This is a genomic window from Pseudomonas sp. D1-1 (assembly GCF_051132225.1).
In the GTDB taxonomy this organism is placed as follows: domain Bacteria; phylum Pseudomonadota; class Gammaproteobacteria; order Pseudomonadales; family Pseudomonadaceae; genus Aquipseudomonas.
On record NZ_CP071676.1, the window covers coordinates 3,833,389 to 3,859,113 of the forward strand.

The window sequence follows — 25,725 nt, forward strand, 5'->3', positions numbered from 1 at the left end:
CTTCACTGCATGAACTGCGTTTGACCCTTGGGTTTTCTTAACCTTAGCAGCCGCTGCCGCGTCAGTTGGCGAGCCTACAGAGTTTGACGAAAAGGGCTACGCGTCGCCTGTGCGTTGAACAATGGACCTTGATCCGCCACCGATGATTCCGACGAATCTCAGCGATCGGAACGCTCCAGCGCATCGAACGCGTCTTCCCTGGACAACGCCGCGACACAGTTGCGACCGCTGTGTTTGGCCTGATACAGCGCCGCATCGGCTCGCTGGATGAAGACTTCCGTACTGTCCAGGCTGCTGGGCACGAAGGCATGACAACCCAGGCTCACCGTCAGGTAGCCGGAGGGGGCAGCCGAATGGGTAATCTGCCTGTCGATGACGCGGCGGCGGATCTGTTCGGCCAATGCCATGGCGCCGTGCAGGTTGGTATCGGGCAGCAGGACAGCAAACTCTTCGCCACCAAAACGCACCGCCAGGTCGGCCTTGCGATGACAGCAGTCCTTGAGCACCTTCGCGACCTCCGCCAGGCAATGATCACCCGCGACATGCCCGTAGGTATCGTTGTAGCGCTTGAAAAAATCGATGTCGAGCATGATCAGGCTCAGGGGGCTGCGCTGGCGGGCGCCTCGGCCGAACTCGATGCCCAGGGCCCGCTCGAACAGCCGGCGGTTTGCCAGCCCGGTCAGGCTGTCATGAGTGGCGATCAGCTCCAGCGCTTGCTGGGCCTTGCGCAGGTCCGCTTCAATCCGCTCGCTGTTACGCACCTGATGCACGAAAACCCAGCCAAACAGACAGATACCCAGCACCACCAAGGCCACGATCAGGCTCGATTGCACCGCCCGGTCATACCAGCCCGCCAGGATCGCTGATTCGGACATCGCGGCAACGACCACCAGTGGGTAGGCTTGCAGATGCCGATGGCCATAGAGCCTGACGATATTATCGGTGTCGGAGCGGATCATCTCATCGCCGGAAGCCCCCACCACCGGATCGTGCTGGAAAATATGATGCCGCGCCATGGACGCACCAATCAGCGCCTCGTCGAAGGGCCGGCGCGCCAGCAAAGTCCCATCGGACAACGCCAGGGCCATCTCGCCTTGGTCATCGAGATTGAAACTCTTCAGGAACTGGTCGAAATACGACATCTTGATCCCGGCCATCAGCACGCCCTGGAAATTGCCTTTGCGGTCATTCAGCCGACGGGAAACGGGGATGATCCATTCGCCGTTCTGCCGGCTGCGGATCGCCGGGCCGATATGGGCGACGAGCGAGGCATTCTCCTGGTGAAACTGGAAATACTCGCGATCCGCGATACCGGATCCCCGGTGCAGCTTTTCAAACGAGGTGATGATCCACTGGCCGCTCTTGTCGAACAGAAACAGGCCATGCAGTTGTTCCAGAGACTGCACGCGCCGGGCGAATGTCTGTTGCAGGCGCGCGCGCACGGCCGGGCCGTAGCCATCGATCTGGATCCCGTCTGCCAGGCTGCCGAGCACGAGATCGGCCTGCAGGAAAGTATCCTGGGCCTGCTGGGCCATGGCACGGGTAAGGTTGGCCGAAGCAATCCGCGCCGACTCCAGGTCGTGACGACGAGATTGCTCCAGTTGCAGATAGAGCAAACCGCAGAGGCACAGGCAAACCGCCGCAATAAACGCCACCGCAGCCTTGAGCAATGGCAGGCGCTTGAGGGTGCCGCCGGGCGCATGGAGCGGATCGTTGATGGGGATAGGCAAGCGAATTCCTGAAGAGGGCAAAGCATGAGCAAAACGCTCAAAGCCCCCAATATTCGTGAGCTTAGCGTACCGCTTGGAGGCCGGCAATTTGCCAGTGGGGCGAAGTCGATGGATGGCGCAGTGGATCCAAAATCCCCCTCATCATCTGGCAATTCCGCCGCCCCTTGGCGCGTTTTTTTTTACACGCGAACCTTACCGGGGGCTATCTAAAACGTGTCTCGCCCCATAACGTAGGTGGCCTTTATATCAAGGCCCCGCGGACCATGAGCACTCCGAACCCGAGCACTGTAGAACAGGTACAGACCAGACCGTCGACCGTCAGCCTGCGAGAGGCCTTCTGGTTCTGGCTGAAACTGGGTTTCATCAGCTTCGGCGGACCGGCGGGCCAGATCTCGATCATGCACCAGGAATTGGTGGAGCGTCGGCGCTGGATCTCCGAGCGTCGCTTCCTCCACGCCTTGAACTACTGCATGCTGCTGCCCGGCCCCGAGGCCCAGCAACTGGCGACGTACCTGGGCTGGCTGATGCATCGAACCTGGGGCGGAGTAATCGCCGGGGCGTTGTTTGTCCTGCCCTCGCTGTTCATTCTCATCACATTATCCTGGCTATACGTCGCCTTTGGCGAAGTGCCGGTGGTGGCCGGCATTTTTTATGGCATCAAGCCCGCCGTGACGGCGATCGTCGTGCATGCCGCGCACCGGATAGGCTCGCGCGCGCTCAAGAACAACTGGCTGTGGGCAATCGCCGCCGCGTCGTTTACGGCGATCTTCGCCTTCAACGTACCGTTCCCGCTAATCGTACTGGGGGCGGCGGTCGTCGGTTACTTCGGCGGTCGCTGGGCACCGGCAAAGTTCAGCCTGGGCGGCCACGATGCCAGGCACAAGTCGTTCGGCCCGGCCCTGATCGATGACGATACACCGACCCCGGAACACGCTCGTTTCAGTGCCACCCGCCTGGCCCGACTGCTGATCGTCGGGGCGCTGCTGTGGATTCTGCCGATAGGCCTGTTGACCGCGATGTTTGGTTGGGAAGGAACCTTGACGCAGATGGCCTGGTTCTTTACCAAGGCGGCACTGCTGACTTTCGGCGGCGCCTATGCGGTTCTGCCCTACGTATATCAAGGCGCCGTCGGACATTTCGGCTGGCTGACACCGACCCAGATGATTGACGGCCTGGCCCTGGGCGAAACCACTCCGGGACCGCTGATCATGGTAGTCGCGTTCGTCGGTTTCGTCGGGGGTTACGTGACGCAGGTGTTCGGCCCCGAACAGGCGTTTCTGGCGGGCGCGGTTGCGGCCACGCTGGTGACCTGGTTCACCTTCCTGCCCTCGTTCCTGTTCATCCTGGCCGGCGGTCCGCTGGTGGAATCGACCCATGACGAGTTGAAATTCACCGCGCCGCTCACAGCGATCACCGCGGCGGTGGTGGGGGTGATTCTCAACCTCGCCTGCTTCTTTGGTTATCACGTGCTCTGGCCCAAGGGCTTACACGCAGCACTGGACTGGCCATCGGCAATTCTTGCAGTCGCGGCGTTCATTGCATTGTTCCGCTATAAACGCGGCGTCATCCAGGTGTTGCTGGCCTGCGGCCTGGCCGGGCTGGCGGTGCATCTGCTGCGCTAAGAGAGGCGCTTGAGTCGGATCAGCGGCCCATGCCCGGGGCCGCTGACGGCAAGAAAATTGAACGGGCCTCTGCCATCTGCGAACTAACCAAGTTCATGGCCCGGCCGGTGCGGCCAGGGCACAACCTGAACAGAAATGGCACAGGTGATCCATCCATGGACTCAAGCTCCCTCGATATTTTTACCGACACCCAGGTACTGGGCATTTCCATCGCCAATTGGCTGCTGGCACTGAGCGTGATGACGGTGAGCTTCATCATCGCCAGGGCTGGCGTCGGTTTTCTGTTGAAAAACGTGCGTGCCCGGGCACAAAAACCCGACGCTTATGTCAGCCACATCGCCGTCGAAGTACTGTCCAGTACCAGCAATACCTTGTTATTGCTGGCCTCGATCCTGATCGGCGTTGGCGTACTGGACTTGCCGGAACGCTGGCTGAGTCGAGTCAGCAGCCTCTGGTTCGTGGTGGCGGCCCTGCAAGTGGGATTATGGGCAAACCGAGCGATCGCCCTGGCGCTGATGCATTATTTCGCCCGCCACAGCCACTCCGACATCCATCAGAAAAGCGCCTTGGCCACCCTGAGCCTGTGGGGTGCGAAAGTATTTCTCTGGGCGGTGGTGCTCCTGGCGATGCTTTCCAACCTGGGCGTGAACATCACGGCGTTCGTTGCGAGCCTCGGCGTGGGCGGCATCGCCGTGGCGCTCGCGGTGCAGAATATCCTCGGGGACCTGTTCGCTTCGCTGTCGATTGCCGTGGACAAACCTTTCGAAGTCGGCGACTTCATCGTCGTCGGCTCCCTGGCCGGGACCGTGGAACATGTCGGCCTGAAGACCACGCGAATCCGCAGCCTGGGTGGCGAGCAAATCGTCATGGCGAACGCCGGCATGATCAGCACCACCATCCAGAACTACAAACGCCTCCAGGAGCGCCGGATCGTCTTCGAATTCGCCCTGCCCCAGGAATGCTCGACAGAACAACTGCGGCAAGTGCCGGTCATCGTCGAAAAGATCATCAAGGCCCAGGAAAAAACCCGCTTCGACCGCGCGCATTTTCGTGGTTTCGGCGAAAGCGCACTGGAGTTCGAAACGGTCTATATCGTGCTGGACCCCAGCTACAACGTCTACATGGACATCCAGCAGGCGATCAACCTGGGCATGATGGAAGAGTTCGCCACGATCGGCGTGCGCTTCGCCATGCCGTCGCGCGCGGTGCATGTGGCTTCGTTGCCGGATGCGGTGGAGCGGATGGCCAGCAGAGGCAACGAGAGGCCCCCCACGCAAAGCGCTCCCTCGTTTCGGGCGCAACACTGAGTCCACGCAGACGTTGGAGATTGCCGTTACAACTCACCAAATGAATAGGGGAGCTGCGTCCTATAGCATTGTCCGCCGGTGATCAACGCAAGGCGTTGAAAAATGATCGTCGAGCAATGGAGATAACCATGAGCAGATTTTTCGATGAGCTGATGGAAAGCGTGCAACAGATGGATGAGATTGTCCGAGGAGAGCGTCAGCCGTCCCGGGAATTCATCGTCGATGCGCTGCAGGTGAAGGAGATACGAAAAGCCACCGGCCTGACCCAAGCCAAGTTTGCAGCATTGATCGACGTTCAGTTGGGCACGCTACGCAATTGGGAGCAAGGGCGGCGCGAGCCAACCGGTCCCGCGAAAGCTCTGTTGCGCGCCATTCATAACGACCCTGAACACGTCATCAATGCCCTCGCCATATAGGTCATCAGATTCGAAAGGATACTCGCATATGGCTGCGAAACGCCCGAAATCAGCTCGCTGCGCAAAACGAAACCGCGCCATGACCCAGCGCAACTGAGCCCCCCACTCCATCAGCTACGCTCAACCTATCACCACGACAGGGAATCGACATGAGCAAGGCAGACGAACTCGCGGCGAAGCTGAGGCAGGCCCAACGAACCCCAGCCGGCGTCGACAACTGCGCTGACCTGGCCATCGAACACTGGCCCGGCCAGGTCTACGATTTGTACCGTCAGATCGAAACGTGGCTCGCGCCGGTGTGCGAGGCGGGCCTGGTTATCCGGCGCAATCCGACCCACGTCTTCGAGCGCCACTCCAGCGGTTCGACGTACAACTACGCCATTGACCAATTGGTGATCGAGGGCAACCACCGGCGTATCTCGCTCGATCCGATCGCCCGCTTCTCCACCAGCGCAGAGGGATGCATCGAAATCCATATGCAAGGCGTGAAGCACTGCATCCTGCGCACCGTGGGCGAGCATGGCGAATCGCTTTGGCAGCTGCGGCCGGCCGGGCAACACACCGAACCCGTAGCGCTGGATGAAGATGCTCTTCTCTTGATCATCGAGGAAGGGTTGGGGCTTTAAAGCAAATGGGCGACCTATCGAGTCGCCCATTTCTGAAGACAGGAGGATCAGCCGGCAGCCGATTCAAATGCAGCATCGGGCCCACTTTGCACGGGATTGCCAGGCGTAGCCGTATACCGGCCGACCAGGACTGCCAAGGCGTTATCGATCTCGTCAGCCGCGCCTTGAGCGTGCTGGGCATCCGCCCAGCTCCAGTAGCGCTCGGACACCAGCCCGCCCACAGCCTGCGCGCAAAGTTCATCACAACTGACGCCCATCTTGCCCGCGGCCGCAATGACCGCCAGGAGCGCCTGCTCCAATTGGGAAATTCTTTCAGTAGACACAACTAACCAACTCGGTAGGTAACGAGCTTGAAGCTTACCAAGATATCAATATGCCACCAAACTGCAGGCGCCCAACGGTCTCGTCCAGCTTCGGTTGCCCGATAGCATCAGGGATTTTTTCCCCTGCTTATGGATCAACGAAGCCTGCATTGGTTTCGATCAGGTTGACTCCCGCACCGCGCCATATGTCGCGTCGCTCGACGCTTGCGAAGACTTGCGAGCCGCGGCACGGGCCGCCAGCATGGTCAGCACCGCCGCAACGACCAACACGGCCGCGCTGGTTTCAAACGTCGCCCGATAACCGCTCAGGTCGAACAGGACGCCACCCACCGTGGCACCAGACGCAATGGCGAGCTGGACGATCGCCACCATCAATCCGCCGCCGGCCTCGGCATTTTCCGGCAACGTCCTGGCCAGCCAGGTCCACCAGCCAACCGGCGCCGCCGTTGCCACCAGCCCCCAGACGCCCAGCAGCACCGCGGTCATGACCGCTGACCCGCCGAACGCAACCAGCGCAAGAGCGATTGCAGCCATCAACAACGGGATGACGATGAGGGTCCGATACAGCCCGCTCCTCAAGAACGAACCGATCAGGAAGGTTCCGAGCAAACCGGCCAGGCCAATCACCAACAACATGAACGACAACAGCGACACGCTCACCTGCGTCACCGTTTCGAGGAAGGGACGCAGATAGGTGAACAACATGAACTGGCCCATGAAGAACGTGCTGACGGCCAGCATGCCCAACGCAACCGGTGCCTGGGTCATCAGTCTGAAAGGATTGCCGCTGTCCTGCTTCACCCGCGAGGGCAGCGAGGGCAGGCTCAACAGCAACCACGCCAGGGCGAGCGCGGCGACGGGGACGATGCAGAAGAACGCCCCACGCCAACCGATGATTGCCCCCAGGAAGCTGCCCAATGGCGCAGCGACTACCGTCGCCAAGGCATTGCCGCCGTTGACGATGGCCAATGCGCGGGGGACCTTGTCCTCCGGCACCAGGCGCATGGCCGTAGCCGCCGACAGCGACCAGAAGCCGCCAATCGCAACGCCGATCAAGGCGCGGCCGACCATGAACGTCACGTAGTCGGGGGCCAGCGCAGCCACTGTGCCGGAAACGATCATCAGCAGTGTCAATGCCGAGAGCAGCCATTTGCGGTCGACCCGGGCGGCAATCGAGGCGACGGACAGGCTGGTGACCAGGGCGAAGGCGCCGGAGACGGCGATGCCTTGGCCGGCCTGCCCTTCGCTGACATGAAGGTCCGCCGCTACCGGTGTCAGCAGGCTGACCGGCATGAATTCCGAGGCGACCAGCGCGAAGGCAGCCAACGACATGGCAAGCACCGCGCCCCACGCAGGCTTACCCTGCGGGGTGGGCGATAAAGTATGGGTCATGGGTTACAACCTGAAATTTATGGAAGGGCTCGAAACCCTTGGGCGAGCGAGCTCGCTCGCGATGACGGCGGCGCAATCCGCGCACAGGCGACTGGAACACCGCGATCGCGAGCAGGCCCGCTCCCGCATCAATCGGGCCTGAACGCTTTGAGGCTACATTCAACCGGCCAACGTAGCGTTGTCGATCACGAAGCGATACTTGACGTCGCCCTTGAGCATCCGCTCGTAGGACGCGTTGATCTGATCGGCACGAACCAGCTCGATGTCGGCAACGATGCCGTGCTCAGCGCAGAAATCCAGCATTTCCTGGGTTTCGGCAATCCCACCGATCATCGAGCCGGCAATGGTTCGACGCTTCAGGATCAAGTTGAAGACATTGGGCGACGAATGAGGCGTCGCCGGAGCGCCCACCAGGGTCATCGCGCCGTCGCGCTTGAGCAATACCAGGAAAACGTCGAGGTCGTGGGGCGCCGCCACGGTGTTGAGGATGAAGTCGAAGCTCTTGGCGTGGGCGGCCATTTCATCAGCATTGCGCGACACGATGACTTCATCGGCGCCCAACTGCCGGGCGGCCTCGCGCTTGGATTCCGAAGTGGTAAACGCCACGACGTGTGCGCCCATCGCGTGAGCGAGCTTGATGCCCATGTGCCCCAGGCCACCGATACCGACCACGCCGACTTTCTTGCCCGGCCCGGCGTTCCAGTGACGCAATGGCGAATAGGTGGTGATGCCTGCACAAAGCAGTGGCGCGACGGCGGCCAGCTGTTCTTCGGGGTGACGGATGCGCAGCACATAACGCTCATGCACCACGATATTCTGCGAGTAGCCACCCAGGGTCCAGCCCGGTTCATCCGGCGTCGGGAAGTTGTAGGTACCGATCATGCCATCGCAGTAGTTTTCCAGGCCGCTTTCGCAGTCCTCGCAGTGTTTGCAGCTGTCGACAATGCAGCCGACGCCGACCAGATCACCGGTCTTGAACGCGGAAACATGGGCGCCCACCGCCGACACGCGGCCGACGATTTCGTGGCCAGGGACGCAAGGGAACTGAGTGCCTGCCCACTCCGCGCGCACCTGGTGCAGGTCCGAGTGGCAGATCCCACAAAAGGCGATGTCGATTTGCACGTCATGCGCGCCGGGTGCGCGGCGATTGATTTGCATTGGTTCAAGGGGTTTGTCGCCCGCGTGGGCGCCGTAGGCTTGTACACGCATGAGATGACTCCTTGTTGAGTTGAATTCGACTGGCAGTTTCAGGGACCGGCGCCATTCGCCGGTAGAACATTTCGCTGAAGTTCTTGCCCGATCCTGTGAGCCTGCTTATTTGCCGTAGGCAGCGCTTCGCTTGGCGAGTTAAGGTTCTGCCTATAACTATCACCTCGACAGACAATCGACATGACCAGCCATGGCAAATCGCCGCAGAGGATGCTCGCGGACCTCATCGCTCCCCGGACCACAGAATCGGGAGACGTCGAAACGTCGATGCCTGGCCTCTGCCTTTTCCGGCGCGACGCCCCTGCCCCGCCCGCGACCTGCATGATCGAACCGAGCATCGTCCTCGTCGCCCAGGGGATGAAGCAGGTCTGGATTGGTGGCCAGGCGTATGGGTACGACACCGGGCGATTCCTGATGACTTCACTGGATATGCCGGCAAATTCCGAAGTGATGGTCGCAAGCCCGGAACAGCCATGCCTGGGCTTGGTGCTGCGGCTGGATTTGCGCATGGTTGCCGATCTGGTCGCCCAAGGCGGGCTGGCGCCGCGTCTTGAGCGCCCAGTCGGGATTGGTGCGGGAATCGGCACCAGCACAGCGGACTTCCTGGCGCCGTTCGTACGCCTGCTGGCATTGCTGGATGAACCCGAGGCGATCCCCATCCTGGCGCCGCTGATCCAGCGCGAGATCCATTACCGATTACTGATGAGCGACCAGGCGGCACGGCTGCGCCAGATCGCGTCCGTCGACAGCCAGGGCTACCGGATCGCCAAGGCCATCGACTGGCTGAAGTTGAACTACGCCGCGCCAATCCGCGTGGATGACCTGGCGGCGCGGGTGCAGATGAGCGCCCCGACCTTTCACCATCACTTCCGCCAACTCACGGCGATGAGCCCCCTGCAATACCAGAAGTGGCTGCGGCTGAACGAAGCAAAACGGCTGATGCTCAACGAACACCTGGACGTGGCCAACGCCGCCTACCGAGTGGGTTACGAAAGCCCCTCGCAATTCAGCCGCGAATACGCCCGCCTGTTCGGTGCGTCGCCCAAGCGGGACATTGCGGCGTTGCGCAGGCCGGCAAGTGCGAGCAAGGGTATCTGACTACTGTGCCGGAGCCATCGTGGGCGCTGTCTTATCCCTGTGCCCCTACCGCAGCGCCTACGACAATCCGCTTACCCATCTTCTCCCCCACCTCCAACGCCTGCCCATCCTTCTGCTTCCCCTGCCGCGCCTGCCCCACCAGTAAAGGAATCAATTCCCCTTCAGGCAAATGCTTCCAGAACCGCCCGGGCATGTGCTGGCGCAACGCGGTCGGGTTGAGCCTCGCCGGGTTGAAGATGTGCCTGTAATAGGTGCGCCACAACTCGGCGCCGGGGTCTTCGGCGTGGCGGGCCCATTGTTGCCATTGCGCGGGGCAGTGGCGCTGGTAATCCAGCGATTGGCCGTCAAAACGAATACCGTCGCGAGGCGTTGCAATCAGCCAGCGTTGCCGACCGAGCCGCTCGGCAAAATGACCGCTCGCGCTTTCGAGGATGTCGTGCGCCGGCTGGTGGAACGCCACCAGGTCCAACTGCAATTGTTCTGCCACGGCTGGCGGCAAGGGAATGAAGCGCACGAAGGCGTGCAAGTGATGAGCCTCGCGACTGACCTGCTTGATGCGCCGTTGCAACTCGCTACCCAGGCGATCGCCCGCGAGCATGGCGGTGCGGTCGCCATGCGCTACGCGCCAGAGCACTTCGTACAACAGGTTCCAGCGCTGTTCGCCGTGATAACGACTGGCCTGTTGCAACTGGCTCAACAACGCTGCCGGGACGCGAGTGCGGAACGGACCCGGGCCTTGCGGCAATAGCGTCGGCATTGCCAACAGATCGGCCATGGGGCCCTGAGCCCAAGTCACGTCACAGGGGTCTATTCCGTGACCAAGCAACGTCCGGGCTTGGTCGCGCCAGATGGCGAAATCGTCATCGCAATCCAGCGCGATCATCCCCACAGCCCCATTTGCACAGGCCTTTGCGGATCGCGCAAACGTGCCCGCAGCAAGCCGCTGCGCGTTTGCGCGTCAGCGGGCCGGTAATCGCTGGTCACAATGAACGGGCGGGCCTTTTCCAGCACGCAGCGCAACTGCACCAGATCGTCATACCGAATCCGCCGCTCCCTGCGCAGCGTCACCAGGCGCTGCACGCTACGCAGGCCGATCCCGGGAATGCGCGCCAGCAGCGCCGGCTCGGCACGGTTGAGGTCAAGTGGAAACACATCGCGATTAGCCAGCGCCCAGGCCAGTTTCGGGTCGATGTCCAGGTCCAGGTTGCTGGACGTGTTCAACAGTTCGCCCGCCTTGTAGCCGTAGCCACGCATCAGGAAGTCGGCTTGATACAGCCGATGCTCACGCAGTAACGGCGGCGCGGCGAGCGGCACACTGGCTGGGCTGTCGGGAATCGGACTGAAGGCGGAATAGTAGACCCGCCGCAAACCATAGCCCTGGTAGAGCGACTCGGCGTTGCTCAGGATGGCATGGTCGTCGGTGGCATCCGCTCCCACGATCACCTGGGTGCTCTGCCCGGCCGGCGCAAAGCGCGGCGCCCGCGGCTCGCCAGCCACCGCCTGCTGACCGTCATGGATGGTGCCCATGGCCTGACGAATCGTGGTCAATTGCTTTTCCGGCGCGAGGCGCTTGAGGCTCACCTCGGAGGACAGTTCGATGTTCACACTCAGGCGATCCGCTAGCCGACCCGCCTCCTCGATCAATAGCGGATCGGCATCGGGAATGGTCTTGAGGTGAATGTAGCCTCGGAATTGATGCTCCTCGCGCAGCAAGCGCGCCACACGAACCAGTTGCTCCATGGTGTAATCGGCCGAGCGAATGATGCCGGAACTCAGGAACAGCCCGCTGATACAATTGCGACGATAGAAATCCAACGTCAACCGCACCACTTCCTCCGGCGTAAAGCGCGCCCTCGGCACGTTGCTGGAACGACGGTTGACGCAATACTGGCAGTCGTACAGACAGAAATTGGTCAGCAGCACCTTGAGCAGCGAGACACAGCGCCCATCCGGCGTGTAGCTATGGCAGATCCCCATGCCATCCGTGGCCCCAAGCCCGTCGCGACCACGCGAACTGCGCTTGGGCGCCCCACTGCTGGCACACGACGCGTCATATTTGGCGGCGTCTGCAAGAATGCCGAGCTTGGCGATGAGCTGCATGGAGAATTCCCGAATACTGGATGCATGAACAGTATCTGGAGATACGCCGATATGCAAACCCCGTTGGTCAATCCGTTTGCCGATGGAAGACTGAGCCCGACCGCGACATAGGCCTTGCCGGGGCGATGGGCTATAATTCGCCAACCAACGCGATTCGAGGTCCACCCCGATGGGCACTGTCAGCCTGGAAACAAAAAAGGCCTACGCGGCCAGGACTCGCCGGTCCAACTACGCGGCCAGCCTGCGCCTGGAAGGGTTCAAGGTGTCTGCGCAAGACAGCGAAGACAAGCTGCCTTCCCGTGAGGAAGTCTTGAAGACCTTCACCAAGACTCGAGCCTGATGCCCGACAAATACGGCGTCGGCGAAGACGCCTATTGTTACCCGGGCTCCACGGTCCTGCGCAATAAACTCGATATCCGCGATGAACAGACCTTGAGCGAAGCCGAACAACAGCTCTCGGCCATCGCCGCGGGCAACGTCGAATTCAACCCTCCTCCCTACAACCTGGCTTATCTGCAGGATATTCATCGAGCGCTGTTCTCGGATTTGTTCGAATGGGCCGGAGCGCTGCGGACCGTTGGCATGGCCAAGCAAGCCACGCGTTTTTGCCAACCTGAATACATGGAAAAGGAAGCCAACAAGATATTCGCCAACCTGGCGGCGTCGAACTGGTTCGAGGGACTGAGCAGAACTGAACTGATCATCGCCGTGGCAGATGCCTATTCCGATATCAACATCATCCACCCATTCCGCGAAGGCAACGGCCGCGCCCAGCGCATCCTGTTCGAACACCTCATCATGAATGCCGGATTCGAGATCAGTTGGTGGGGGATCGATAAAGACGAATGGATCGACGCCAATATCGCGGCTTATAACTGTGTGCTGGGCCCCATGGAGGCGGTTTTTGAGAAGTGCATTGGGGAAATGATTCAGACCTGAGCCGCGGACAGTTGCACTTCATCACTGATAAACTGCGCCGATCCGCCCTTCTGATTCAAATTCCCAATGTCTTTACACTCCGCTCCGCTTGCTTAGCGCCGCTTTCTTCATCGTTGCTGGTGCAAATATCTAGCAACCACAGCTTGGCGCGTTTACAACCGTGCGGCGCTGGCCGAGAATCACACCGCTATGTAGGGTGGGTTCCGCTTGGTAGCGAGAGGAAATGAAATTGGGGAGGGGGTGAGCTCAGGGTTACCTGATTTCTTTCGCCGAAACGCAACGATTGGTACTGAAATTGGTACGAGATCTACCCGACCCATACGTTGAGAGTCCCGCGTCGGTTGCAACGACGACGCCTTTTCATAGCTGAACCCAATCATCAAACATATGCATCTCAGTTTGCGCTCAAGTGCAGATATGAATTGACATCTGGTCATTGCCCTAAACGACAAGCTGGGTTAAGAAAATGGATATCAAAGAGTTTTGCCTCGCTCATGGATTCGATATGAGCAAATGTGCAGTCGCGTTAGGTGGTGGGAGCTTCGTATTGGTGAAGCTCAAAGCCTCGCCTGTGGAATTCTTGAGCTTAGCGGAAGACGATTTTGAACGAGGCGGCCTGTCGGCCCTTATCAATGCAACAACTAATGTGAAGCGCGCAATTGTCTGTCAGCTTGACCAACTGCTGATCTCGTTTGGGTATCAGTCACTCAGATTGGATGTACCGGAAAAGATAAGGCGATTGAGAGCGCTTGGCTTACTGGCGCCGAGCCTTTTGCGTAAAGTGGTCAAAATGCGGAATATTCTTGAGCATGAATATGGACTCCCAGAGCTTAAATCAGTTGAGGAAGCGCTAGACATCGCAAGTCTGTTTGTAATGTCCGCTTCAGCTATGTTCATTCCTTTTGATGATGTCTTAGAATTTACGCTTCCTGACGGCTCAAACGGAGAAAGCCATCTAACGCATCTCACTGCAGGTTTAAATCGAGACTCTCGTGGTGTTTTCTATACTGTCTACGCATATGAGCCCGGCGGATATGGTGGGCGATGCGTTGGTCAATGTGAGATTAAATCAGGGCACGTGCTTTTCGAAGCGATGGTTAAGCTTTCTGCATCGTTGATGCTTCGCTACAAAGTCGAACAGGCTTTCAGTGATTTTGACAAGGCGTACACGCTGATATGAGCCTTGGGGAACGTTAGCGGCATGGCCGACGGTGTCGCTTCACACCGAGCCATCGAAAATGAGTCCAAGTTTCTGTTTTGGAAAAAGGGGACGGATCATTTATACAGCTACCGACACAAATCCAATCAGCAGCCCTCAAAAAGCCGCCTCATCGGCGGCTAATTTTTTTGGAAAGATATTTTAGCGACTAAGCCTTCAGTTCTTCTGGCTTATGCGTCTTAAGCCAATCGGCCAAGGCGGCGTTCATCCTTGTTTGCCAGCCCGGCCCTGAAGCTCTGAATCTCTCCAGCACGTCGGCATCGAAACGAACATTGACGTGCTCTTTAGTGGCTGCCGACTTTGGCCGGCCACGCTTCGGCTTGAGCATTTCCTTTGCCTGAGCTCCACCAAACAACCCCACAAGCACCTCGCTGGCGGGTTTGGCCTTGGCAAAGTCCTCGGTCGACCATTCGGGGTTTGCCGTATCGACCTTCTCAAGACTGGGTTTCTTGGTCATAATTTTTGACCTCCCGTTTGTTGGCTTTACGAAAGCTGATGACGTGGACCGCGTCACCCCGTGGTGTAAACACTACGACATGCAGCCGATCCCCTATGTATCCCATCGCCCTATAACGACACTCACCGTAGTCGAATCGATCATCCTCCAGGATCAATGCGGTAGACCATTCAAAGTCCCGCACGAGAGCAAACGGGAGTCCACGTTCTTCCACGTTGCGAGCGTCTTTGGCCGGGTCATAAGAAATCAGCATGCAATTATCGTATCCACAATAATTTATCAACACAAGGTGCGCGTCGAACCCTAACCGAGCTGCGATCCGTCTGGATGTCGCCGAAGATTGAGTGGCGAGGCTCGAGAACCCGCCAAGTACCCGACAAGCAACCCTGATAAACTGCGCCCCATTCGCCCCGATGACTCAGATTTCCGATGCCCCTACAACCTGCTCCGCTGTCCCGCCGCTTTTCCGTTGCCCCCATGATGGATTGGACTGACCCCCATTGCCGGTACTTCCTGCGCATCCTCTCCAAACATGCCCTGCTCTACACCGAGATGGTCACCACCGGCGCCCTGCTCAATGGTGATCACGAGCGTTTCCTGCGTCACCACGAAGCCGAGCACCCGCTGGCCCTGCAATTGGGCGGCAGCGTTCCCGCCGACTTGGCCGCCTGCGCGCGAATGGCCGAGGAACATGGCTACGATGAAGTCAACCTGAACGTCGGTTGCCCCAGCGACCGGGTGCAGAACAACATGATTGGCGCCTGCCTGATGGGCCATCCCGGGCTGGTGGCCGATTGTGTGAAGGCCATGCGTGATGCGGTGTCGATTCCAGTGACGGTGAAACATCGGATTGGAATAAATGGTCGAGACAGCTACGAACAATTGTGCGATTTCGTCGGGACAGTGCGTGAGGCCGGGTGCGGCAGTTTTACCGTGCATGCGCGAATCGCCATTCTGGAGGGGTTGTCGCCCAAGGAAAACCGCGACATTCCACCGCTACGTTATGACGTGGTGGCGCAGCTGAAAGCTGACTTCCCTGAGCTGGAAATCGTCCTCAACGGCGGCATCAAGACGCTGGAGGCGTGTCATGAACACCTGCGGACGTTCGACGGGGTGATGCTCGGACGCGAGGCATACCACAACCCTTATCTGCTGGCCGAAGTGGACCAGCAATTGTTCGGCAGCACTGCGCCCGTCATCAGCCGCGCCGAGGCCTTGGCGCAATTGCGGCCTTATATCGCCGCCCACTTGGCGGCTGGCGGCGCCATGCATCACATCACCCGGCATGTGCTGGGGCTGGGCACGGGGTTTCCGGGGGCGCGGCGGTTCCGGCAGTTGTTGTCGGTGGACATTCACAAGACCAAGGATCCGTTGGCGCTCCTGGATCAGGCCGGGCAGTTGCTTGAAGGGCGTTAACCATCACTTGCTTTGAACCTGCGCGCTGTTTTGGCATCGTATCTACCGATAGTTGCCCCGGCCTTTCAAACAGCCGTTTCCGGGTTGTTGCCGCTGGGGCCATCGATACCTCTTCACGCCCTTGAGTGGCTGCCGGCCCTCGGGTAATGTCAACGGACCCATAGGACAGAGCACGCTCATGACTTCCAAGCTGGAACAACTCAAGCAGTTCACTACCGTCGTGGCCGATACCGGCGACTTCGAAGCCATCGCCCGCATCAAACCGGTGGACGCAACCACCAACCCTTCCCTGCTGCTCAAGGCTTCGGCCATTCACGGTTATGCCGAGCTGCTGAACGCCTGCGTGGCGGATTGCAAGGGTGACGTGGGCCTGGCCAGCGACCGTTTTGGTGTAGCGGTCGGGCAAGAAATCCTCAAGGTGATTCCGGGGCGCATCTCCACCGAAGTGGATGCACGCCTGTCGTTCGATACCGAGGCCATGTTGAAGCGCGCCCATCGCCTGGTCGACCTGTACGAAAAGGCCGGTGTGGGCCGGGATCGCGTGCTGATCAAGATCGCCTCTACCTGGGAAGGCATCCGCGCCGCCGAGCAACTGGAGCGAGAAGGCATCCAGTGCAACCTGACGCTGCTGTTCTCCTTCGCCCAGGCCGCGGCCTGCGCCGACGCCGGTGTGTTCCTGATTTCGCCATTCGTGGGCCGTATCTATGACTGGTACAAAAAGGCCAATGGCAATGACTACACCGGGGCCGACGATCCCGGCGTGCAGTCGGTGACGCGCATCTACAACTACTACAAGGCCAATGACTACAAGACCGTGGTCATGGGCGCCAGCTTCCGTAATCTCAATCAGATCGAGCAACTGGCCGGCTGCGACCGCTTGACCGTCAGCCCCGAACTGCTGGAAAAACTGGCCGCCGACGAGGGCAAGCTGGAACGCAAGCTGGCGCCTGGCCAGGCCGGGGAAGCGCGTCTGAGCCTCAATGAGGCGCAGTTCCGCTGGTTGTCCAACGAGGATGCCATGGCAACCGAGAAACTGGCTGAAGGCATTCGTCAGTTCGCTCGGGACCAGGAGAAGCTGGAAGCGTTGCTGCAAGCCAAGCTTTGAGCTGAACCGGCGGCATGAAAAAGGGCGAACCTGGATGGGTTCGCCCTTTTTTGTTCTGTTTGGCTCAAAAGATATGGCGGATCGACAAACGCCATCGCGAGCAAGCTCGCTCCCATAGTTTCTGACCGAGTCCAACCTTGATCCCTGTGGGAGCGAGCCTGCTCGCGAAGGCCTCAGCTCGGTCTACAACACCCAGGAATCAGGGCCGCTCCAACGCACTCACCAAGTCATGGAACGCTTCACGATTGGAGTCGTTCAGCCCCATGAGGATCTTGTGCGCTTCAAGCACCTTGATCCGCACGTCCTCTTCGGACTGGTCCTGATCAGGCAGATCATCCAGGCATTCCGGGCATGGCACCGGATCGCCGACGATGTTGAACACCTGATCGAAGCCCATCGACTGCAGCAAACGGGTAATGTCGTTGTGGGTGGTGACAACGGTCGGCAGCAGGCCGACCTTTTGCCGCGACAGGATCGACAATTTGGCCAGCAGGCCCAGGGTGGTGCTGTCGATGCTGCGGGTTTCGGTCAGGTCGATCACGATGGCGTTGAAGTTCAACGCGGTGAAGATCTTCTCGATTGTCGCATCCAGCGCCGAACACAAGGTCAGGCGCACTTCACCGACAAACTTCAGGACGAAGGTGCCGTCCTGCTCGGCGAACTGGATTCTACCGGTACTCATCAAAGATTCCTGCTCAACACTAACAGGGCGATATCATCCGGCATCTCCCCTAGCGTGGCTAATCCAAACACTTGCCGCAGGCCTTCCAGGCTGCCGCCCGCCGCACTTACCCGTTCAGGCAAGGCCGCTTCTTTCTCTTTGAGTGTAGGTTCCGACAAAAGGTCCAGAATGCCATCAGACATCAGCGTCAGACTGAAAGCCGGGGGCAGTTCCAGCACGTGATCTTCATAGGTGGCCTCGTTGAACAGGCCCACCGGCAAGCCACGCCCTTCCAGGTAACGAACACTGTCAGGTGTGTACAACACGGGCAACGGCAGGTGACCGCCGATGCTATACGTCAACAAACCAGTCTCCTCGTCGATGACTCCACCGACCATCGTGACGTGTTTGCCCAGCTTACAACTGATCAGGCCTCGGTTGATATGCCCAAGGACCTCCGAAGGCTTGAATTCGGGCAACGTACCATTGCGCTTGGATTCGAACAGCAGGCGCGTGGTCATGAACTTCAGCAGTACGGTCACGAATGCCGACGAAGCACCGTGTCCGGAAACATCCGCCAGGTAGAAAGCCACTCGGCGCTCGTCGACCCGGAAATAATCGACAAAATCACCCGACAGGTACAACGACGGGATGATCTGGTGGGCAAAACGGAAACCGTCGACGGTCCAGGGGCTGACCGGCAGCATGTTCATCTGCACCTGACGCCCGGCGTTCTGGTCTTCCTGCAACAGGTTCAGGCTGGCTTCCAGCTCACGGTTGGCCGTTTCCAGCTTCTCGCGATAGCGCTGGTTCTCGACCAACAGCCGCGAGCGGTCCAGGGCTCGACGCACCGAATGCTCGAGCACGGCAAGGTCTTCGAGGGGCTTGATCAGGTAATCCGCCGCGCCCAGGCGCAATGCCTCGACCGCGTCGTTCATCACCCCCGCGCCCGACACCACGATCACCGGAGTCTGTGACGACAGCTCGGTGACCTGGCGAATGAGTTCGAGTCCGCCCATCTGCGGCATGCGCAGGTCGCAGATGACCAGGTCGGGCTTGTCCTGCTCGAATACCTGAAGACCCTGCTGGCCGTTGCTGGCCTGCAGGACGCTGAAACCACTGTCTTCCAAGTAGGCGGCGAGGCTGGCTCGCACCACTTCGTCATCATCGATTATCAGCAGCGTGGCACTGGTTTTTGGCATGTGGGCAAACGGCGCCAGAATTAGGTTGGCGTAGGGGGCTGGGCAACTGGGCCTGGCACGCACTACTGGATTCGCTTTCTAGCCTCTCTGTCGTACAGGTTTCAGGCGTTTGCCCTACACGCATATACATCAGAGGTGCCCTTCTAAGGCGCAGACGGTACTCCCATCCGCGGGGCGTTTCAAGCTCATGCAGATAGCCCGCTCGAGCTCTTTATTTGTCAAAGCACAGAGAGTTATAAGAACCGAGCGAAGCGTAACTCAATGGAAGGTTGATTCCGGCCCTGGACATAAGCCAAAGCACGAAAGGCGGCCTTTCGGGCCGCCTTTCACATTCAACCGGCCGAACTCAGAAATCGTCTTCGACCTGACCATCCTTGACCTTGAATTCACGGTTCTGCAGGAAGGCGTTGCGCAGGAACACATACTTGTCGCCACTGACCATTTTCTCGGCCGATAACAGGCTGGCGCGGGTATCGACGATGTTCAGGCCCCAGATCGAATTACGCACCGAGACGTTGTCGATGTAGGGGTATGGGGTGGCGTAGCTGTCGACCAGTTTGGCCGGCGCATCACGCAGAGTGCTCGGCCCCAGCAGTGGCAACATCAGGTAGGGGCCGCTGCCCAGCCCCCAATATCCCAGGGTCTGGCCGAAATCTTCATCGTTGCGCTGCAGCCCCATCTGGGTCCCGACATCGAAGAAGCCCAGCAGGCCGAACGTCGTGTTGAAGATCAACCGGGCAGTATCGACTCCGGCGGCAGCCGGCTTGGCTTGCAGCACATCGTTGGCCAGGTTGCCGACGTCACCGATGTTGCGAAACATATTGTGGATGCCGTCCTCGAGGAACTGCGGCGTCACGTACTGGTAACCCTGGGCCAGCGGCTTCAGCGCGTAGGTATCGATGGTGTCGTTGAAGGTGAATATCGGACGGTTGACGCTTTCCCAAGGATCTTCTTCCGTGGCGGCGTGAGCGGCGAACGGCACCAGCAGAACGCTGGCAGATAGACACAGCTGAGCTAGACGATGGCTCCAGCGCATAGGGAAAAACTCCTTGGATTATTCAGGCAAGGGCGCCGAGCCCAGGCGGTAAGGTGGCTAGTATAAGGCGGAACGCGTGGATAGGCAGCACAGAAAAAGGAAGCTCTCCGTAGGAATTTTCCATACGGGTCGCCTTCATCCCACTGTAACCGAACTGTCATCGTGCCTCGTTAGGCTGCGGGTTATTTCAAGGACGTCCACATGCCCCGCGCCGAAACCAAGCCGCTCCCCGCCCCCAGCCTGACGGCCGTCCTGTTTGGCCTCAGCGGATGCCTGGTTGATTTCGGCTCGCGTGCTCGCCAGCCAGGGATTGTGCCGGCCGAGCACACGCAACTTACACCCGGGGCGTTGGAAAGCCTGCAACGCCTGCGGCAGCTCGACATCCCCTGCGCCTGGCTTGACGAATTGCCGCCCGCCATCAGCCACGGGTTGGCGGCCTCACTGCCGGCATGGGTGAAATCTCCGCAACTTCCTGCAACAAATAATCCGTGGCCAGCGCCCCATGCCTGTTGGCAAGCCCTTATGGCGCTGGATGTCAGGCAACTGGATGGCTGCGTATTGGTCAGCGGCGAACCGAAGCTGTTGCAGTCGGGGCTAAACGCCGGTCTATGGACCATCGGGCTGGCATCCTGCGGGTCGCTGTGCGGCCTTACGCCCGCCGAATGGCAAGCCTTGAGCCAGCAGGAACGGGAAATCAAACGGGCCAAGGCCACCGTGCAATTGTTCGGCCTGGGCGTGCATTCGGTGATCGATCACCTGGGCGAACTCGATACCTGCCTGGCCGATATCAGCCTGCGTCGCCTCAAAGGCGAGAAGCCGTGACCAGGATCATGCAGGGCGCTTGAGTGTGGATTACTCTTAAGGCAAGCCATGGACTTTTGACGCAGCGTCGCGGTCCATGGCAGTGCCTATCAATAAAGGGAGTACGCCAATGCCTGCCCGCCGCGAATTGCAAGAACAACTGAATGCCCTGCGCGAGCAATTGGAACAGAACCCGCCGCTGTCTGAGTCAGAGCGCGAAAACCTGCACCAGTTGATGGCGCAGATCGACTCTGAGATCCAATTGGAAAACCAACTTCAGGACAACAACCTGGTCGACGGCGTGAACTTGGCCGTGGAACGTTTTGAGGTGGACCATCCGACGATCGCCGGAACACTGCGCAATATCGTGAACACCTTGGGCAGCATGGGGATCTAAGCCCGTCAAACGCAAAAAGCCCCGCTATCGCCAGCAGGGCTTTTTAGTAATCTGCATATTGAAATGCAATCCACTGTGGGAGCGAGCCTGCTCGCGAAAGCGGTGTGAAAGTCAGCACATGTGTTGAATGTACGACCGCTTTCGCGAGCAGGCTCGCTCCCACAAGAGTCCTCCCACAAGGGCTCTTCTACAAGGGCTCTTCAGCAAGAAACTTTATTGCCGAACCAGACGCTGGTTCGGCAGTTGTACATCCTCGGTGCTGCGATACGGATTGATATCCAACCCACCCCGGCGCACATACCGCGCATACACCGTCAATTTCTCCGGCTTGAGCAAGCGTTGCAGGTCGAGGAAGATCCGCTCGACGCACTGTTCATGGAAGTCCGAATGCTGGCGGAAGCTGACGATGTAAGCCAGCAGGCTGGCGTGGTCCAGCGCCGCGCCGCGATACTCCACCGCCACGCTGCCCCAGTCCGGCTGGCTGGTTACCGGGCAGTTGGACTTGAGCAGATGGCTGTGCAGGCTTTCCTCGACGATACGCGATGCATCGCAACGCAGCAGCTCCGGACGCGGGTGCTCGTAGGAGTCGACAGTGATGTCCAGGTCGTCAACGCAGACACCGGGTAATGCAACGGTGCCTTCGCTCTCGACATCCTTGAGGCTGCGAATCCGCACACCTACCGGCTTGCCCGCCGCGGCGGAAAGGTCCTGGCGCAGCGTGGCTTCCAGGCTCGCGCTGTCGCTGAACGCCGTCTGGTTCAAGGAGTTCAGGTACAGCTTGAAGGATTTGGATTCGATGATATTCGGCGAATCCGCCGGGATCGCGAATTCACCGATGGCGACAACCGGCTTGCCGGACGGCAGCAGCCATGACAGCTCGAAACAGTTCCAGAAATCCACGCCCTTGTACGGCAGGGTCTCGGCCGTCAGGCCCAGTTCCGCCCATTTCGCGGTTCGCGGGATCGGAAACAGCAGTGACGGCGTGTACGTGGCGATGTATTCGCTGGATTTGCCCAGCGGCGAGTGTTCGGCTGCGGGATGCATGACGGAAACCTGACTGAAGAATCAGCGGATTCTACCAGCCTTTACGGTTTCCTTGAGCGCTTGCTCCGCCAACTGGCTTACAGTTGCATTACAACTTTGTCAGCTTGCCCCATGACACCATGCGCCACGGTATAACGCCCACGTTCAAACACAGCCTTGAGCCCGACCATGAAACTGCTGATCGTCGAAGACCAACTGAAAACCGGCCAGTACTTGCGCCAAGGTTTGAGCGAAGCCGGGTTCAACGCCGATCTGGTGGCTGATGGCAGCACCGGCCAGCAACTGGCCGTGAGCGGTGAATACGCGCTGTTGATTCTTGACGTGATGCTACCCGGCCGCGATGGCTGGCAGATTCTGCAAGCGGTGCGCGGCGCCGGGCTGGACACGCCGGTGCTGTTTCTCACCGCGCGGGATGCGATAGAGGATCGTGTGCATGGCCTGGAACTGGGTGCCGATGATTACCTGATCAAGCCCTTCGCCTTTTCCGAACTGCTGGCCCGGGTGCGCAGCCTGCTGCGCCGAGGCAGTTCGGCGGCCCAGGAAACCAGCCTGCAACTGGCGGACCTGCGGCTGGACTTGATCCGGCGCCGGGTAGAACGCGGCGGCAAACGCATCGACCTGACCGCCAAGGAATTCGCCCTGCTGGAGATGCTGCTGCGGCGCCAAGGCGAGGTATTGCCAAAGTCGTTGATTGCCTCACAAGTCTGGGACATGAATTTCGACAGTGACACCAATGTCATCGAGGTGGCGATCCGGCGTCTGCGGATCAAGATCGACGACGAGTTTCCCGACAAGCTGATCCACACCGTGCGCGGCATGGGCTATGTCCTTGAAGAGCGCAACCTGTGAGTCGCCGATGGTCGCTGAGCAATCGGTTGGCGCTGCTTTTTGCCGCCTGCACTGCCATCGTGTCGTTGTTTGCCGGCGTGCTGTTCAGCCGCGGCAGCGAGGCACACTTCATCGAACTGGACCAGCAGTTGCTCGAAGCCAAATTGACTGGCGTGCGCCGCGCCCTGCAAGATGGCCCCAACCCCCAGGCGCGCCTGGCGGACGAGTTGAGCCGCCAGCCGGACCTTGCCTTGCGCATCAAGGACCGCGATGGCGTGCGCTGGCATGACAGCTCGATCCGCCTGCCGGCCCAGGTGCCTGAACGGCCGGGCCTGTCGACCCTCAACGACACCGACAATGACTACCGCGTATTAAACGCGCCGCTGGATCCCAATCGTGCGGATTCGCCCCAACTGACACTGTTGCTGGACATCACCCACCACCAGCATTTCCTGCAACGCATGCAGCGTCTGATCTGGCTGACCGTCGGCCTCTCGGCGCTGGCGACCGCCCTGCTTGGCGCCTGGGCCGCCCGGCGTGGCTTGCGCCCCCTGCGCCGTATGGGCGCCATTGCCAGCAGCGTCTCGGCACGTTCGCTCAATGCTCGACTGCCAGAAGAACACATGCCCGCCGAACTGGCGGAACTGGCCCACAGCATCAACGACATGCTTGGACGCCTCGACGATGCCTTCCAGCGCCTCTCCGCCTTCTCCGCCGATATCGCCCATGAGCTGCGTACGCCGTTGTCGAATCTGCTGACCCATACCCAGGTCACGCTCACCCGCGAACGCTCGCTGGACGACTATCGCGAAGCCCTGCACAGCAATCTCGAAGAGCTGCAATGGATGGCGCAACTGGTCAACGACATGCTTTACCTGGCCAAGGCCGACCATGGCTTGCTGGCCGTCCAGCGCGAGCCGCTGGAGCTGGCGCTGGAAACGGACCTGCTGCTGGAGTTTTTCGCGCCACTGGCCGAAGACGCCGAGGTAAAGCTGAGCCGCGAAGGGAACGGACGTATCGAGGGCGACCGCAGCATGCTGCGCCGCGCGCTGTCCAATCTGCTGGACAACGCCCTGCGCTTCAGCCGCGGTGGTGGCGAGGTGCGGATACGGATTGTCGACGGGCCGCAGACTGTGCGCATCGATGTGGAAAACAGTGGCGGGGAAATTCCGGCGGCGCTGCTGCCGCGCCTGTTCGACCGTTTTTACCGCGCCGACCCGGCTCGCCAGGAAGGCAGCAGTGAACACGCCGGGCTGGGGCTGGCCATTACCCGCTCGATTATCCGCGCCCATGGCGGGGATATCCGCTGTGAATCGGCCGATGGCTGGACGCGGTTCGTGGTGGAGTTGCCCAAGAGCAATTAAAGGCAACACAAACCTGTGGCGAGGGGATTTATCCCCGCTGGGCTGCGAAGCAGCCCTAAACCCAGACGCCTCGGTGCCCCAGACAGCCTGAGTTGTTCATTTTGGGGCCGCTTCGCGGCCCAGCGGGGATAAATCCCCTCGCCACAATGATGCTCGTGTCGCTTTCCCGCGTTATCAGGAATACCGCAACGCCTGCGCAGGTTCGATCTTCGCCGCGCGCCAGGCCGGGTATACGGTGGCGAGGAAGCTGAGGATGAACCCGGCGGAGCAGATCAGCACCACGTCGCCACGCTGCAGTTCCGACGGCAGGTTGCTGACGAAGTACACATCGGAACTGAAAATGTGCTGGCCGCTGACCCTTTCCAGCCAACCCACCAGCGCGCTGACATTCAACGCCGCAATCACCCCCAGCACCCCGCCGATCAACGTGCCCACCACGCCGATCACCGTGCCCTGGACCATGAAGATTGCCATGATCTGTCGCGGCGTGGCGCCGATGGTACGAAGGATCGCGATGTCCGCGCCCTTGTCGTTCACCACCATGATCAACGTGGCGATGATGTTGAACGCCGCCACCGCGACGATCATCAACAGCAACAGGCCGATCATGGTTTTTTCCATTTTCATCGCACTGAACAGACTGCCCTGAGTGTGGGTCCAGTCGTCAGCCTTGTAGGCCGCGCCAAGCCCGGTGGCGATGTCACCGGAGACTTTCGGCGCTGCGTACAAATCTTTCACCGCCAGACGCACGCTCTGTACCTGGTTCGGTTGCCAATGCTGCATCTGCGCGGCGTCGGCCAAGTGAATCAGCGCCATGGAACCGTCCAGCTCGGCGCCGACCTTGAACACCCCCACCACATTCAGTCGTTGCATCCGCGGGGTGATGCCCCCCGGCGCGGTGCTGACTTCCGGCACGATCAAGGTGACCTTGTCGCCGACATTCAAGCGAAAGCGTCGCGCGGTGATCTCACCGATCACCACGCCGAACTCGCCGGGCTTCAAGGCATCGAGACGCCCCTGGACGATGTGCTGGGCGACAATCGAGACCTTGCCTTCATGGGCCGGATCGACGCCGCTGATCTGGATCGGCTGCATCGAACCTTTATGGCTCAACATCCCTTCCATCTCGGTGAACGGCACCGCAGCCGTCACTTCAGGATTTTTTAATGCCGCGGCGGCCACCGGCTGCCAATCGTCGATCGGGTTGACCCCGACGATGGTGGCGTGAGGCACCATGCCGAGGATGCGCGAGCTCATTTCGCGCTGGAAGCCGTTCATCACCGACAGCACGACAATCATCGCCAACACGCCAAGGGCGAGGCCGATCATCGAGGTCATGGAAATGAACGAGACAAAACGATTGCGGCGCTTGGCGCGGGTATAGCGCGTGCCGATGAAAATCGATAACGGTCTGAACATTCGCTGGGCACCGT

At 59.9% G+C, this 25,725-nt stretch carries 28 protein-coding genes; 15 read left to right on the plus strand and 13 right to left on the minus strand.

Annotation, left to right across the window (positions count from 1 at the left end; genetic code table 11):
- Nucleotides 1-158: 158 nt before the first annotated feature.
- Nucleotides 159-1,730, minus strand: coding sequence for a diguanylate cyclase (locus tag J3P86_RS17180; RefSeq protein WP_434698495.1), 1,572 nt, complete (start codon nt 1,728-1,730; stop codon nt 159-161).
- 263 nt (nt 1,731-1,993) lie between these two features.
- On the opposite strand from J3P86_RS17180, the gene chrA reads away from it, so the two are divergent.
- From chrA to J3P86_RS17200, 4 genes are all read left to right on the plus strand, one after another.
- On the plus strand, nt 1,994-3,352 hold the full coding sequence (gene chrA / locus J3P86_RS17185; RefSeq protein ID WP_434697330.1) for a chromate efflux transporter: 1,359 nt from the start codon (nt 1,994-1,996) through the stop codon (nt 3,350-3,352).
- Between the two features lie 155 nt (nt 3,353-3,507).
- Nucleotides 3,508-4,659, plus strand: coding sequence for a mechanosensitive ion channel family protein (locus J3P86_RS17190; protein ID WP_434629921.1), 1,152 nt, complete (start codon nt 3,508-3,510; stop codon nt 4,657-4,659).
- Nucleotides 4,660-4,787: 128 nt separating this feature from the next.
- Nucleotides 4,788-5,075 carry a helix-turn-helix domain-containing protein gene (locus J3P86_RS17195; protein ID WP_434601281.1) on the plus strand — a complete coding sequence of 96 codons (288 nt, stop codon included), beginning with the start codon at nt 4,788-4,790 and terminating at the stop codon, nt 5,073-5,075.
- Between the two features lie 149 nt (nt 5,076-5,224).
- Nucleotides 5,225-5,701, plus strand: a complete 477-nt coding sequence (locus tag J3P86_RS17200) for a hypothetical protein (RefSeq protein ID WP_434656774.1) — start codon at nt 5,225-5,227, stop codon at nt 5,699-5,701.
- A gap of 47 nt (nt 5,702-5,748) precedes the next feature.
- Here J3P86_RS17200 and J3P86_RS17205 read toward each other — a convergent pair whose 3' ends face one another.
- Together J3P86_RS17205 and J3P86_RS17210 are read right to left on the minus strand one after the other, a co-directional pair.
- Nucleotides 5,749-6,024, minus strand: a complete 276-nt coding sequence (locus tag J3P86_RS17205; RefSeq protein WP_434698496.1) for a hypothetical protein — start codon at nt 6,022-6,024, stop codon at nt 5,749-5,751.
- 159 nt (nt 6,025-6,183) lie between these two features.
- Nucleotides 6,184-7,416, minus strand: a complete 1,233-nt coding sequence (locus tag J3P86_RS17210) for an MFS transporter (RefSeq protein ID WP_434698497.1) — start codon at nt 7,414-7,416, stop codon at nt 6,184-6,186.
- Between J3P86_RS17210 and J3P86_RS17215 the strand changes: the two genes are divergently transcribed.
- Entirely contained in the window at nt 7,415-7,558 is a 144-nt protein-coding gene (locus tag J3P86_RS17215; protein WP_434698498.1) for a hypothetical protein, read from the plus strand. The two genes, J3P86_RS17210 and J3P86_RS17215, sit on opposite strands and share 2 nt — an antisense overlap.
- Nucleotides 7,559-7,575: 17 nt before the next feature.
- On the opposite strand, the gene J3P86_RS17220 is transcribed toward J3P86_RS17215, so the two are convergent.
- Nucleotides 7,576-8,625: an NAD(P)-dependent alcohol dehydrogenase gene (locus tag J3P86_RS17220; RefSeq protein WP_434573146.1), complete on the minus strand. Its 1,050-nt coding sequence runs from the start codon at nt 8,623-8,625 to the stop codon at nt 7,576-7,578.
- A gap of 180 nt (nt 8,626-8,805) precedes the next feature.
- On the opposite strand from J3P86_RS17220, the gene J3P86_RS17225 reads away from it, so the two are divergent.
- Nucleotides 8,806-9,723 carry an AraC family transcriptional regulator N-terminal domain-containing protein gene (locus J3P86_RS17225; RefSeq protein WP_434698500.1) on the plus strand — a complete coding sequence of 306 codons (918 nt, stop codon included), beginning with the start codon at nt 8,806-8,808 and terminating at the stop codon, nt 9,721-9,723.
- Between the two features lie 31 nt (nt 9,724-9,754).
- On the opposite strand, the gene J3P86_RS17230 is transcribed toward J3P86_RS17225, so the two are convergent.
- Nucleotides 9,755-10,606 carry a TIGR03915 family putative DNA repair protein gene (locus tag J3P86_RS17230; RefSeq protein ID WP_434698501.1) on the minus strand — a complete coding sequence of 284 codons (852 nt, stop codon included), beginning with the start codon at nt 10,604-10,606 and terminating at the stop codon, nt 9,755-9,757.
- The gene (locus J3P86_RS17235) at nt 10,603-11,823 is read right to left on the minus strand and encodes a putative DNA modification/repair radical SAM protein (RefSeq protein ID WP_305500041.1); all 1,221 of its coding nucleotides are present in this window, start codon (nt 11,821-11,823) and stop codon (nt 10,603-10,605) included. The genes J3P86_RS17230 and J3P86_RS17235 overlap by 4 nt, the downstream gene beginning before the upstream one ends.
- A 169-nt stretch (nt 11,824-11,992) precedes the next feature.
- On the opposite strand from J3P86_RS17235, the gene J3P86_RS17240 reads away from it, so the two are divergent.
- From J3P86_RS17240 to J3P86_RS17250, 3 genes are all read left to right on the plus strand, one after another.
- On the plus strand, nt 11,993-12,163 hold the full coding sequence (locus J3P86_RS17240) for a YhfG family protein (RefSeq protein ID WP_434601288.1): 171 nt from the start codon (nt 11,993-11,995) through the stop codon (nt 12,161-12,163).
- Nucleotides 12,163-12,762, plus strand: a complete 600-nt coding sequence (locus J3P86_RS17245; protein WP_434698502.1) for a putative adenosine monophosphate-protein transferase Fic — start codon at nt 12,163-12,165, stop codon at nt 12,760-12,762. Before J3P86_RS17240 ends, J3P86_RS17245 begins: the two co-directional genes overlap by 1 nt.
- A gap of 466 nt (nt 12,763-13,228) precedes the next feature.
- A complete protein-coding gene (locus J3P86_RS17250) occupies nt 13,229-13,942 on the plus strand; it encodes a hypothetical protein (RefSeq protein ID WP_434698503.1) in 714 nt (237 codons plus the stop codon).
- Nucleotides 13,943-14,129: 187 nt separating this feature from the next.
- On the opposite strand, the gene J3P86_RS17255 is transcribed toward J3P86_RS17250, so the two are convergent.
- Both J3P86_RS17255 and J3P86_RS17260 read right to left on the minus strand, forming a co-directional pair.
- Nucleotides 14,130-14,438, minus strand: coding sequence for a BrnA antitoxin family protein (locus J3P86_RS17255; protein WP_434698504.1), 309 nt, complete (start codon nt 14,436-14,438; stop codon nt 14,130-14,132).
- The gene (locus J3P86_RS17260) at nt 14,416-14,691 is read right to left on the minus strand and encodes a BrnT family toxin (RefSeq protein ID WP_434698505.1); all 276 of its coding nucleotides are present in this window, start codon (nt 14,689-14,691) and stop codon (nt 14,416-14,418) included. The genes J3P86_RS17255 and J3P86_RS17260 overlap by 23 nt, the downstream gene beginning before the upstream one ends.
- 176 nt (nt 14,692-14,867) lie before the next feature.
- On the opposite strand from J3P86_RS17260, the gene dusA reads away from it, so the two are divergent.
- Entirely contained in the window at nt 14,868-15,854 is a 987-nt protein-coding gene (dusA, locus tag J3P86_RS17265; protein WP_434698506.1) for a tRNA dihydrouridine(20/20a) synthase DusA, read from the plus strand.
- 178 nt (nt 15,855-16,032) lie between these two features.
- The gene (gene tal, locus J3P86_RS17270) at nt 16,033-16,959 is read left to right on the plus strand and encodes a transaldolase (protein ID WP_305500037.1); all 927 of its coding nucleotides are present in this window, start codon (nt 16,033-16,035) and stop codon (nt 16,957-16,959) included.
- A gap of 199 nt (nt 16,960-17,158) precedes the next feature.
- On the opposite strand, the gene rssC is transcribed toward tal, so the two are convergent.
- The 3 genes from rssC to J3P86_RS17285 form a co-directional block, all read right to left on the minus strand.
- On the minus strand, nt 17,159-17,641 hold the full coding sequence (gene rssC / locus J3P86_RS17275) for an anti-sigma factor antagonist RssC (RefSeq protein ID WP_305500035.1): 483 nt from the start codon (nt 17,639-17,641) through the stop codon (nt 17,159-17,161).
- On the minus strand, nt 17,641-18,822 hold the full coding sequence (gene rssB / locus J3P86_RS17280; RefSeq protein ID WP_434573055.1) for a two-component system response regulator RssB: 1,182 nt from the start codon (nt 18,820-18,822) through the stop codon (nt 17,641-17,643). The genes rssC and rssB overlap by 1 nt, the downstream gene beginning before the upstream one ends.
- 346 nt (nt 18,823-19,168) lie before the next feature.
- Nucleotides 19,169-19,858: an MlaA family lipoprotein gene (locus J3P86_RS17285; protein ID WP_434629786.1), complete on the minus strand. Its 690-nt coding sequence runs from the start codon at nt 19,856-19,858 to the stop codon at nt 19,169-19,171.
- Between the two features lie 201 nt (nt 19,859-20,059).
- Here J3P86_RS17285 and J3P86_RS17290 point away from each other — a divergent pair, with 201 nt between their 5' ends.
- Nucleotides 20,060-20,680 (plus strand): HAD family phosphatase, encoded by a 621-nt coding sequence (locus J3P86_RS17290; RefSeq protein ID WP_434698507.1) that lies wholly within the window; start codon nt 20,060-20,062, stop codon nt 20,678-20,680.
- A gap of 109 nt (nt 20,681-20,789) precedes the next feature.
- Nucleotides 20,790-21,056 carry a DUF4404 family protein gene (locus J3P86_RS17295; protein WP_434573051.1) on the plus strand — a complete coding sequence of 89 codons (267 nt, stop codon included), beginning with the start codon at nt 20,790-20,792 and terminating at the stop codon, nt 21,054-21,056.
- A gap of 213 nt (nt 21,057-21,269) precedes the next feature.
- On the opposite strand, the gene queF is transcribed toward J3P86_RS17295, so the two are convergent.
- A complete protein-coding gene (queF, locus tag J3P86_RS17300; protein ID WP_434698508.1) occupies nt 21,270-22,100 on the minus strand; it encodes an NADPH-dependent 7-cyano-7-deazaguanine reductase QueF in 831 nt (276 codons plus the stop codon).
- A 168-nt stretch (nt 22,101-22,268) separates the two neighbouring features.
- On the opposite strand from queF, the gene J3P86_RS17305 reads away from it, so the two are divergent.
- Together J3P86_RS17305 and J3P86_RS17310 are read left to right on the plus strand one after the other, a co-directional pair.
- Complete coding sequence (locus J3P86_RS17305; RefSeq protein WP_434629774.1) at nt 22,269-22,949, plus strand: heavy metal response regulator transcription factor; 681 nt, start codon at nt 22,269-22,271, stop codon at nt 22,947-22,949.
- Nucleotides 22,946-24,292, plus strand: a complete 1,347-nt coding sequence (locus tag J3P86_RS17310; RefSeq protein ID WP_434698509.1) for a heavy metal sensor histidine kinase — start codon at nt 22,946-22,948, stop codon at nt 24,290-24,292. The genes J3P86_RS17305 and J3P86_RS17310 overlap by 4 nt, the downstream gene beginning before the upstream one ends.
- 174 nt (nt 24,293-24,466) lie before the next feature.
- Here the strand turns inward: J3P86_RS17310 and J3P86_RS17315 are convergent, their stop codons facing one another.
- Nucleotides 24,467-25,711 (minus strand): lipoprotein-releasing ABC transporter permease subunit, encoded by a 1,245-nt coding sequence (locus J3P86_RS17315; RefSeq protein WP_434698510.1) that lies wholly within the window; start codon nt 25,709-25,711, stop codon nt 24,467-24,469.
- Nucleotides 25,712-25,725 lie beyond the last annotated feature (14 nt).

Coding starts and splice junctions, on each gene's coding strand:
- chrA (WP_434697330.1), top strand. CDS start 1,994: ATGAGCACTCCGAACCCGAGCACTGTAGAACAGGTACAGACCAGACCG.
- J3P86_RS17190 (WP_434629921.1), top strand. CDS start 3,508: ATGGACTCAAGCTCCCTCGATATTTTTACCGACACCCAGGTACTGGGC.
- J3P86_RS17195 (WP_434601281.1), top strand. CDS start 4,788: ATGAGCAGATTTTTCGATGAGCTGATGGAAAGCGTGCAACAGATGGAT.
- J3P86_RS17200 (WP_434656774.1), top strand. CDS start 5,225: ATGAGCAAGGCAGACGAACTCGCGGCGAAGCTGAGGCAGGCCCAACGA.
- J3P86_RS17215 (WP_434698498.1), top strand. CDS start 7,415: ATGGGTTACAACCTGAAATTTATGGAAGGGCTCGAAACCCTTGGGCGA.
- J3P86_RS17210 (WP_434698497.1), bottom strand. CDS start 7,416: ATGACCCATACTTTATCGCCCACCCCGCAGGGTAAGCCTGCGTGGGGC.
- J3P86_RS17220 (WP_434573146.1), bottom strand. CDS start 8,625: ATGCGTGTACAAGCCTACGGCGCCCACGCGGGCGACAAACCCCTTGAA.
- J3P86_RS17225 (WP_434698500.1), top strand. CDS start 8,806: ATGACCAGCCATGGCAAATCGCCGCAGAGGATGCTCGCGGACCTCATC.
- J3P86_RS17230 (WP_434698501.1), bottom strand. CDS start 10,606: ATGATCGCGCTGGATTGCGATGACGATTTCGCCATCTGGCGCGACCAA.
- J3P86_RS17235 (WP_305500041.1), bottom strand. CDS start 11,823: ATGCAGCTCATCGCCAAGCTCGGCATTCTTGCAGACGCCGCCAAATAT.
- J3P86_RS17240 (WP_434601288.1), top strand. CDS start 11,993: ATGGGCACTGTCAGCCTGGAAACAAAAAAGGCCTACGCGGCCAGGACT.
- J3P86_RS17245 (WP_434698502.1), top strand. CDS start 12,163: ATGCCCGACAAATACGGCGTCGGCGAAGACGCCTATTGTTACCCGGGC.
- J3P86_RS17250 (WP_434698503.1), top strand. CDS start 13,229: ATGGATATCAAAGAGTTTTGCCTCGCTCATGGATTCGATATGAGCAAA.
- J3P86_RS17255 (WP_434698504.1), bottom strand. CDS start 14,438: ATGACCAAGAAACCCAGTCTTGAGAAGGTCGATACGGCAAACCCCGAA.
- J3P86_RS17260 (WP_434698505.1), bottom strand. CDS start 14,691: ATGCTGATTTCTTATGACCCGGCCAAAGACGCTCGCAACGTGGAAGAA.
- dusA (WP_434698506.1), top strand. CDS start 14,868: ATGCCCCTACAACCTGCTCCGCTGTCCCGCCGCTTTTCCGTTGCCCCC.
- tal (WP_305500037.1), top strand. CDS start 16,033: ATGACTTCCAAGCTGGAACAACTCAAGCAGTTCACTACCGTCGTGGCC.
- rssC (WP_305500035.1), bottom strand. CDS start 17,641: ATGAGTACCGGTAGAATCCAGTTCGCCGAGCAGGACGGCACCTTCGTC.
- rssB (WP_434573055.1), bottom strand. CDS start 18,822: ATGCCAAAAACCAGTGCCACGCTGCTGATAATCGATGATGACGAAGTG.
- J3P86_RS17285 (WP_434629786.1), bottom strand. CDS start 19,858: ATGCGCTGGAGCCATCGTCTAGCTCAGCTGTGTCTATCTGCCAGCGTT.
- J3P86_RS17290 (WP_434698507.1), top strand. CDS start 20,060: ATGCCCCGCGCCGAAACCAAGCCGCTCCCCGCCCCCAGCCTGACGGCC.
- J3P86_RS17295 (WP_434573051.1), top strand. CDS start 20,790: ATGCCTGCCCGCCGCGAATTGCAAGAACAACTGAATGCCCTGCGCGAG.
- queF (WP_434698508.1), bottom strand. CDS start 22,100: ATGCATCCCGCAGCCGAACACTCGCCGCTGGGCAAATCCAGCGAATAC.
- J3P86_RS17305 (WP_434629774.1), top strand. CDS start 22,269: ATGAAACTGCTGATCGTCGAAGACCAACTGAAAACCGGCCAGTACTTG.
- J3P86_RS17315 (WP_434698510.1), bottom strand. CDS start 25,711: ATGTTCAGACCGTTATCGATTTTCATCGGCACGCGCTATACCCGCGCC.